Source organism: Priestia sp. SIMBA_032 (assembly GCF_046535215.1).
Classification (GTDB): Bacteria; Bacillota; Bacilli; order Bacillales; family Bacillaceae_H; genus Priestia; species Priestia aryabhattai.
Genome location: NZ_JAWRXD010000053.1, coordinates 1 through 8,757 on the forward strand (window position 1 = coordinate 1; position 8,757 = coordinate 8,757).

At 35.1% G+C, this 8,757-nt stretch carries 8 protein-coding genes; all 8 read left to right on the plus strand.

The window, feature by feature from the left end:
• Positions 1-210: 210 nt before the first annotated feature.
• The 8 genes from SB717_RS33060 to SB717_RS33095 all read left to right on the plus strand — a co-directional run bounded on the left by SB717_RS33060 (position 211) and on the right by SB717_RS33095 (position 8,746).
• Entirely contained in the window at positions 211-723 is a 513-nt protein-coding gene (locus tag SB717_RS33060; RefSeq protein WP_234483983.1) for an HTH domain-containing protein, read from the plus strand.
• Positions 724-961: 238 nt separating this feature from the next.
• Positions 962-1,600, plus strand: coding sequence for a MarR family transcriptional regulator (locus SB717_RS33065; RefSeq protein ID WP_410907001.1), 639 nt, complete (start codon positions 962-964; stop codon positions 1,598-1,600).
• 767 nt (positions 1,601-2,367) lie between these two features.
• On the plus strand, positions 2,368-2,880 hold the full coding sequence (locus tag SB717_RS33070) for a DUF3967 domain-containing protein (RefSeq protein WP_410907003.1): 513 nt from the start codon (positions 2,368-2,370) through the stop codon (positions 2,878-2,880).
• 177 nt (positions 2,881-3,057) lie between these two features.
• Positions 3,058-3,474, plus strand: coding sequence for an NAD(+)--rifampin ADP-ribosyltransferase (arr, locus tag SB717_RS33075; RefSeq protein WP_029320824.1), 417 nt, complete (start codon positions 3,058-3,060; stop codon positions 3,472-3,474).
• 163 nt (positions 3,475-3,637) lie between these two features.
• Entirely contained in the window at positions 3,638-4,636 is a 999-nt protein-coding gene (locus SB717_RS33080) for a DUF3231 family protein (RefSeq protein WP_410907005.1), read from the plus strand.
• Between the two features lie 457 nt (positions 4,637-5,093).
• Positions 5,094-6,512 (plus strand): MobV family relaxase, encoded by a 1,419-nt coding sequence (gene mobV / locus SB717_RS33085; RefSeq protein ID WP_410907007.1) that lies wholly within the window; start codon positions 5,094-5,096, stop codon positions 6,510-6,512.
• A gap of 725 nt (positions 6,513-7,237) precedes the next feature.
• A complete protein-coding gene (locus tag SB717_RS33090) occupies positions 7,238-7,390 on the plus strand; it encodes an aspartyl-phosphate phosphatase Spo0E family protein (protein ID WP_323619645.1) in 153 nt (50 codons plus the stop codon).
• 1,131 nt (positions 7,391-8,521) lie between these two features.
• Complete coding sequence (locus tag SB717_RS33095; RefSeq protein ID WP_074684481.1) at positions 8,522-8,746, plus strand: spore germination protein; 225 nt, start codon at positions 8,522-8,524, stop codon at positions 8,744-8,746.
• Positions 8,747-8,757 lie beyond the last annotated feature (11 nt).

An 8,757-nucleotide genomic window follows, 5' to 3' on the forward strand; every position in this document is an offset into this window, starting at 1 on the left:
CTAATACTAAGAATGGCAGTATATTTAGTCAGAATATATCTGGTAACCTCTAACCTAATTCATATAATTAAGGAACCTATAGAATAAATTATATTGGGATTCTTTCCGATAATCTGTTTTATGTTAACAGGTAAGAGAAGTTATAGCAGGAAATATCATATTGCATTTGAATACTAGTACTATACTTTTAAAACGGAAGTGGAGGCTAGTATGATGCTAGTAAAAAAGATGTTAAATGGAATTATGATGAAAGAAATTACAATTAAAGAATTAGCTGATCAGTATGGTGTAAGTACTCGTACCATTCAATTAAGGATTAAGAAACTAGGGTATGAATGGGACAGTAAGCAAAGTATTTATCGTTATGTTGGGGAAGAGCCAGAACCTTTAGAAGTTGATTTTAATACCCTTGTTTCTAAAAATAGTAAAGTACTAGTAGAACAAAAGCAAACTACTAGTGAAATAGAAGCTAGTATTAGTAATATAAATGAAAGTGAAAGTACTAGTACTAGCTTTTTAAAAGCTAGTACCAATGCTAGCAAAGTAGATGCAATTGATATTTTGCTGCAAAATCCAAAAGACCGATCTAAAAGAGTATATCGAGGGTTTTATTTCGATGATGATGTTTTAAGTATTATTGATCGAGTTCCTAAGAGTTATAAATCTGAATTGGTGAATGAAGCTTTGAGAAAAGTATTTAAAGAAAAAGGGTTATTAGACTAAAAAATTCACCTACATTTTAGGTGAGTTTTCTTGCTTATTCTACAAATAGGGTTTGCAAAAATGTAGGATTTGGTAGAAAATTAGACATAAGAAAAAGCCCTCAAGTTTTCGCGGACTCGGAGGACTTCTTCTTACAAATTATTTAGGAAGGAATTAACCTTCTGTTTTTGAATTCATTATAGATACATTCTATCACAAGGGGTTATATTCTTTCCAGTGAAAATTGGAGGAATACTAAGTGAAAAAAGCTTTAGACCAAGCAGAAAAAAAAGCAAGAGTACGAGATTCAAAGATTGAAGAACTAATTGGTCAGGCAGAGGTTGGTTTGTCAGCAGATCAACAGAAAATGTTATTGCAGATTTTACATAAGACTACTGGAGAAGATTATTTTATTGGTAAACGTAAGAAAAAAACTGATGGGGTGAAGTTTGTGCAGATGATCACTGAAAATATTGATTATCTATGTGAAATTGGCTATCTGACTCAGGCTGAAAAAGCTTTTTTGTTTGAGATATCTAGATTTCTTGAGTTCAAATCAAATGTAATAGTTGAGAAGAACGTTGAAAATGAAGGTAAACCATCAGCAGCTTCGCCAAGTTATTTAGCAAAGAAGTTAAATAAAACTAGAACTTCAGTATCAAAAATGATGAATGAGTTACTAGATAAAGGTATCTTAGGAGTAGCAGAAACAGGAGTAACAACTGAAGATGGACGAATTTGTAGTTCAAGAACTTGGTTTGTTAATCCAAATATTTTATGCAATGCACCTAAAGATGAGGTAGATAGAGCAACGCAGCAAATATTTTCAAAAGCTCTTAGAAATATAAAAGTTGGGGAAGCAAAGAAAAAACATAAATTACCTATTTATCTATTTTAACTGCAAGAATACTCTTGCAGTTTTTTTTTTTTTTGTTTTGGATAAAATTAGGTGTTAAAAAAATTTAACACAGGTGTTAAATTTTTTTAACACCCTATCTTCTATAAACGTTGATATAACAATATTCTTGTACTTATCTCTTCTCACTCTATTTAAATAGCAATTCGCTGATAGAATTGCAAGAGTCTTTTTATATTTTTTTCGTTTATAAAAAACAAATCAGAATGGCTATTTTCCATACAAGGTACGAGTAGTATTTTTTAAGAGAATCACTTAAAAAATCTCCACTCTTTTCTCCTTGCATTTCAAATTTCGGCAGGATTGGTTCTTTCGCCAAGCCGAACATACCCAAAACGAAGTTTAAGATGATCGGCTTGTGACGGCCATTATACCTACCGAACCGCCAGAGCAGCCGTCCATAGTTGGTAATTTTGCTAAAAATAGATTACACAAACGGGGACTAGTCCCCGAACCCCTAGCCAGCACGCCACCCCAAAACGAACGGGGTTGCACGGGTAAAGTTATAACTCAGAATTAAAGTAAATAGCATGCACGGGGGGCGTGCATCTGTTTTTAATATAGATATGATTCAATAAAATAGTATCGCTTATAAACATTGATATATCAGTACTTGCACGGGGTTGAACGCCCCCCATGCACGCAGAGAAATGGTGTGCATGGGGGGCGTTCTTTGTTATTCTTTAAAGGATATTTTAGGTGAGAAATATAACTATTTACATAAATATGCGTGCACGGGAGGGAACGGCATGTCAGATGCAAAGCTTGGCCAAGAGCCAGCTTATTGGACTAGTGAAGTAGCAAAGAAGCTAGAGGTGTCAGATAGTACTTTAAGAAAGTGGTGTATTCAATTGGAGGCCACAGGTTATAAGTTTGTGAAAGGAGAGAATGATAGTCGGGCTTTTACTAAACATGACTTAAACGCTTTACAGCTATTTAAACAACTCGTAAAAGTCCAAAGGAAAACCAAAGAAGTAGCATCTTTAGAAGTAGTTGAGCGTTATGGTGTAAGGCAAGGAACGCCCGCCATACAACCTGTACAGATGGCCGTTCAAGCTCATGAGTTCAAAGATAAAATTGATGATATGGCTCAAAGTATTGAAGAAATAAAAAAGCAATTACATGAACAGATGGAGTTTAATAAAAAGCTTGTAGAACGTATGGATCAGCAAAGTATGAGTCATATACGTGAAATTCAGGAAACAAGAAAACAACTTGCTGCTGCTCAAGAAAAAAAGAAGTGGTGGGAATTTTGGAAATAAAAAAAGACTGCTGGTTATTCAGCAGTCTTTTTTTATTTGGATGGTTAGTTTCCGTTAAAATCTTAATCTCTACTTTAATTATAACCCTATTTGAAAATTATTTATAGACTGTTTTTCTACTCATGTCCGGCCTTATACTGTTATACGCAAGTCAAAAAGTATAAAGGGTGTGGCTATATGAATGAGAAGAAAAATGTCTTAGATCCTGGTCCGTTTTTCCATGGTACTAAAGCAGAACTAAAGATTGGAGATCTGCTTGAGCCGTTGTATTTATCTAATTATCAGGATAAAAAATCTAACCATATCTATTTTACTGGAACATTAAACGCTGCTAAATGGGGTGCTGAATTAGCAAGGTCTAATTCAAAAGAGAGAATTTATATTGTAGAACCATTAGGCGATTTTGAAAATGATCCAAATCTAACTGACAAGAAATTTCCTGGAAACCCGACACGTTCTTATAGATCTAAATCCCCTTTGAAAATAGTAGCCGAATTAGGTTCATGGGAAAGACATTCCGATGAAGAAATAAATCATATGCTTACATCTTTAAAAAAGTTAAGTGAAGAAGGAAAAAATGTAATATACGATTGATTCTCATACTATTAAAATTTCAGTTAAATGCCAAATTAACAATGGCGGCCGCCTTATAAACTGATATATAATGGCGGCCTTTGTTATGAATATGAAAATCATGTTAAATGTGAGAATTTTGGGCACAATACTATAAGTTTATATAGTATTGGAGGTAACAAATTTGGATAATAAAATGAGATTAACGTCCTCAGAAATTACAAGTTTATGGACACAATATATTCAAGATACAATGGCTGTTTGTATTAACAAATACGTGTTGGCAACTGTTAAAGACCCTGAGATTTATTCTCTATACGAATTTACCCTAGGTATATCCGAGAAGCATTTAAAAGCGCTTAGCAATATTTTTAAATCTGAAAAGTTGGAGCCGCCCAAAGGATTTACTGAAAAAGATGTAAATGTAGATGCTCCGCCTCTGTTTACAGATGTTTTTTGGTTAGGCTACATGCATGAGATGACAATGCACGGGTTAGCTGGATATAGTATATCTTTCAGTGTGTCGGCTCGAAAAGATATAAGAGATCATTATTTCCAATGTAATATTGATGCTATGGAGATTTATAATAAATCGATTGAAATTCTTTTATCCAAAGGCATTTATCAACGATCTCCTTATTTTTCTAAATCTCAAAAGAGTCAATCAGTTACAGAGTTAGGATATGTTATGGACTTATTCGGAGATAAAAGGCCTTTAAATTCAATGGAAGCAGGAAATATTTATTTTAACCTAAAAAAGAGTATTGCAGCTAAAGCTCTTGTCGTTGGATTTAAACAGGTAATTAAGGATAAAGATATTCATAAATTTATGGATAATTGTTTACATACAGTTAATAAAAATATAAATATCTTCTCTTCTGTACTTCAGGATGAAAATCTTAAACCTCCCCAATTATTAGACAGTGAAATTACAAATTCTGAAGTAGCTCCTTTTTCAGATAAATTAATGGTGTTTCATGCTGGGTTTTTGTTTAATTTAGCCACTACGTATTATGCTGCAGCTATGGTAACAAGTATGAGAATAGATGTAGCTGGACATTGTGATGCCTCCATTCTTCGGGATTTAAAAACGATTTCATCTTTTGGGAGAATTATGATTAAAAAAGGGTGGATAGAAAAACTACCAGAGGCGGATGATCGTAAAGAGTTACCTAATAATTGACGAGAGTTTTTACCCTTTTATAAATTTTTAAGATGTATTTTATAGTGTCTGTCAACGGTAAATCGCAAGACCGACAGGTCGAGAATTTAAGGAGTTGATAGATTCACCAAACCCAAACCCTCTTGGCACTCAAACAAACCCGTTTGTTTGACGCCAACCGGCGAGGGAGCCCCCTCAAAGGTTGAGGGGGGTGGGGGTGTTTGTAGAAGCCATTCCAAAGGGGCTTCCCTTTGGCAGGTGGTGGACGGCGTCCACGGTCTTTATGAAAAAGGGCATCCGTTTAGGATGTCTTTTTTCATTTTGGCGGAGCCAAACACAGGGAGGAACGCCGACCGCCACCTCGTAGAGCGCGCTCCCAATTTTATCGAAGATGAAAAATTGGTGTAGTGCGTTACACCAAATCTTAAATTGTGGTATGCTAGACCCAAGTACAGTGGTCGAAATGGGGGATTGAGGGATGGCCAAATATGGGATTATCCGCATGCAAAAGTTCCACAAAGACGCAATATTGGGGATCCAGAAACACAACCAACGAGAAGGCGAGAACAGTAAAAATAAAGACATCGATTCAAACAGAACGATGCTCAACTATGACTTTGTGAACGAGAATAAAATTAAGTACCATGAAGAAATTAAGAAGATGACGGCCACCCGTGTGAAACGAAAAATTCGGAATGATGCGGTCCTGGTGGCAGAGTTCTTTGTATCGGCCAGTCCGGAATACATGCATGCGATGTCGCGAGACGAGCAGCGCAAATATTTTGAAGCATCACTGGACCATATAGCTGGCAAGTATGGTCAGCAGAATATTTTATATGCCGTCGTACATAACGATGAAGCCACGCCACATATGCACGTGGGTTTTGTGCCGATAACGGATGATCGGCGCTTGGCGGCGAAAGAGTACTTTCATGGCAAAACCAAGATTCGTAGAATTCAAGATGATTTTCACAACTACATGAACAAACGTGGCTATGACATTGAGCGTGGCGAGCCGAGCGAGCTGGAGCATAAAAGTGTGCATGAGTTTAAGAAACAAGAACGTGAAAAAGAGCTAAAGCATTTGCAACAACTAGTGGCTCACAAGGAAAAAGAGCTTCAACAGATGGACAATTTAGTGGAGCTAAAATCAGCACCACCCGTTGAGATACGTAGCGAGAGAAGTATTGAAGAATTATGTAGCCAACCTCTTGAAGTAGAGGCGGCCAAGAGTGTCATGGGTTCCAAGGTGAAAGTGGAAGAAGCAGATTTTCATGAGCTTATGAGTCTCACAAAAGAGCTGCAGCAAACATTGGCGGCCGAGCATGAGCGTACCCACGCATTGAGTCATGAGCTTGATCGTTATGAGACAGAGAATAAAGCATTAAAGCATGATTTGAGTGAGACAAGGCAAGAGCTGCAGGTATATGTGGCTCATCAAGATGGTGAAGTGGAGAAAGCGAAAAAACAAATGCGCCAAAAGTTTGTCCGTGATTTTTCCATTGAACAAAAAGAAAACCTCAGAGATGAGGTTAAGAAAGAACTAGATACGCAATATAAAGCTCATATAAGCTCTCTCAGCGATGATTTAATGATTGAGAAACAGAAACATGAGAAAACGAAAAAAGAGCTCGTACAAGAAAATCAAGTAAATGAGAGCTTAACGAAGATGAATCTTGGTTATATAAAGGATTATGTGCCAAAAAAAGAGCTTGATAAGGCAAATCAGCAAGTTCGTGAATTAAGAGAAGAGAATAAGACATTGAAGGCTTGGAAGGAAAAAGCCTTGAATTGGATTGATAAGAGTGTAGAGAAGGTGAAGCGGATTTCGTTCTTTCAATATGTTGGTGACATTCAGAAGCGTAATAAGAGTCAGGATCAAGAAATAGAGAGATAAATTTAGCTAAGAACAGCAAGCATAAGAGCAATCTGGGTGACCAGTATCTCTTTTAGACTAGAATCAGTACATGTAGAGTGTTGATTTAGTAAAAATAATAGTTCTCTGTTGAATAAGAAAAGTTCATCTCTGGTCAACATAATGTTTCTCCTCCTATTTTTTAATTTTTACGAGCATAAAAAAGCTATCTAATTTCTATAGGCAATTGGCTTTCCATAGAAATTAGATAGCTTTTTAATAGGGTTCAAACATATAAGAAATAAGGAAAAGATTACTTTAATTAATAGTAGCATCCTTTTTTTATAAATACTATATTATTCGTTAATAAGGTGTGAAAAGAGTTATATGAATAATTAAAAGGGTTGAAATGAGGAATGAGGAGTTAAAAAAGAGCATAAAAAAAGCTATTTCAATCGTATTGGCATTGGAGAGAAATAGCTTTTTTATATTACATTCAAGAGTGTTCTGGTTCGTCATGGATATCTTTATATGTGAAGTATATCACAAACTTTCTTAACTGTGAAGACAAAAATCAAAATTTGTATGACAAGTTTTGATTTTTAGACAAAATTCCGTTGTATAAGGACATTTGTATACTGTAAAATATTTGTATGAACATAAAAAGATAAAATGAATACAAGGTTAGTCGCCTTTAGAATGATCAACCTTGTATTTGTTTTGATATTAAAAGCAAATGGGTGAGGGGAATATTGGAGTTTCATAAAGTGATTTTAAAAGAAGCTTTAACCGTTGAGATTGAAAAAGAGAGAAAATTTTTGATAGAAACGGCATTTAAAGAGGGTTTTACAAGCAACAATACTGTAGAAATTAGTCAATTTATTGACGAGATGTTAAATGAATTAGAAAAGATTAAATAGAGCTATTAAAAACAACAAAAAAGCGACCTCGGCATTGGCCAATGAACGAGGTTGCTTTTTTGTAAGGGTTTGTTCATACGTATTCGAAGTATGAAACATTCATAGATTATCACGTTCTGTAATTAGAGGCTATTTTTAATATGTTGCTACATATACAAAATAAAAGAGCAACCTCGGCAGTGGACGCGAGGTTGCTCAAAAATAGGGTTATGTTGAAATTTGTAAAAAATAGTCTGATCTTTAATATAGCATATTTACACTTAAAATCAATTATTTAGAGGTTTCAGCATATGTATAAAAGGTGCACTTTTTATACATTATTTTGGCGAATGTCCTTGGATAGAACGTTGATAAATCAAGGATGTATAAAAAGCTGCATACTCCGGAAAAAGAACCCTCGGCGGAACCGTTCTGCGACAAGGGTTCTTTTTTGTGATGTGTTCCGGAAAGAGACATTATGTTAACTAACCTTGTATACCATATACAGCCTGAAAATAGAAAAAAACTCCTGCTGTTGACTAGGAGTTTTTTCAGTAACGTATCAAGGTATTAAAAGTGATACCTCTCTTGAGTAGTTTGCTCTTGGGATAAAAATTTATTCATAAAGGACAATTAACTTAAAGGTGGTTTGATGAATAGAGTGTAAGTATTATCGATTATATTTCAACATCAGCACTTTATAGTGTCACCCGTCTGTCTAAGAAAATGACGTTGTTACAGATTTATATAAGTTTGCTCTATACATAGGGGATATGGACTATTCATTAGACCATAGCTTCTTTTGACGCAAAGTAGGTGATTACGTGTTTTATTCATCGTTTTATACTCCCTTTCATTACACTTTCTATCCTTATTTTGTCCCTTCTTTTGAACGACCTACTGGATTTGTACTCACTTCTAGTGGAGAAGTTAATAGTTAGTGGGGGAATTATCCATTGGGGAATCCAGCTAAAGCGCCAAAGTATTACGGTGGTGGAGAAGCTCCTATTTTGGGACCCCTCGTACCTTTCAGTTTAAGAGGTTATTATTAAACTATAAGTAATTAAAATGTATTATTTGAGGATTATTATTTCAGGTTTGTTGCTACTAACATGTCTACTTATTTAATTTATAGTATAGGGAGAGATGCAAATGCCATCTGTTGTAGGCGCAGTCAATATTGGTAGTTTATTCGGCTCAGCACCCACTGTTGAATTTGGTGATTGTTTTAAGATTGCACCAAAGAGTACAGCTATAGCTGAAGTAGGAGCTGGCTCGGGCAATACAGGTAACTTTATGAATGTTATTAATGAGAAAAATTCAACTAATACTAAGAATGGCAGTATATTTAGTCAGAATATATCTGGTAACCTCTAACCTAATTCATA

Excerpts from the sequence above, each read along its gene's own strand:
- SB717_RS33060 (WP_234483983.1), top strand. The coding sequence starts at position 211 with ATGATGCTAGTAAAAAAGATGTTAAATGGAATTATGATGAAAGAAATT.
- SB717_RS33070 (WP_410907003.1), top strand. The coding sequence starts at position 2,368 with ATGTCAGATGCAAAGCTTGGCCAAGAGCCAGCTTATTGGACTAGTGAA.
- arr (WP_029320824.1), top strand. The coding sequence starts at position 3,058 with ATGAATGAGAAGAAAAATGTCTTAGATCCTGGTCCGTTTTTCCATGGT.
- mobV (WP_410907007.1), top strand. The coding sequence starts at position 5,094 with ATGGCCAAATATGGGATTATCCGCATGCAAAAGTTCCACAAAGACGCA.
- SB717_RS33095 (WP_074684481.1), top strand. The coding sequence starts at position 8,522 with ATGCCATCTGTTGTAGGCGCAGTCAATATTGGTAGTTTATTCGGCTCA.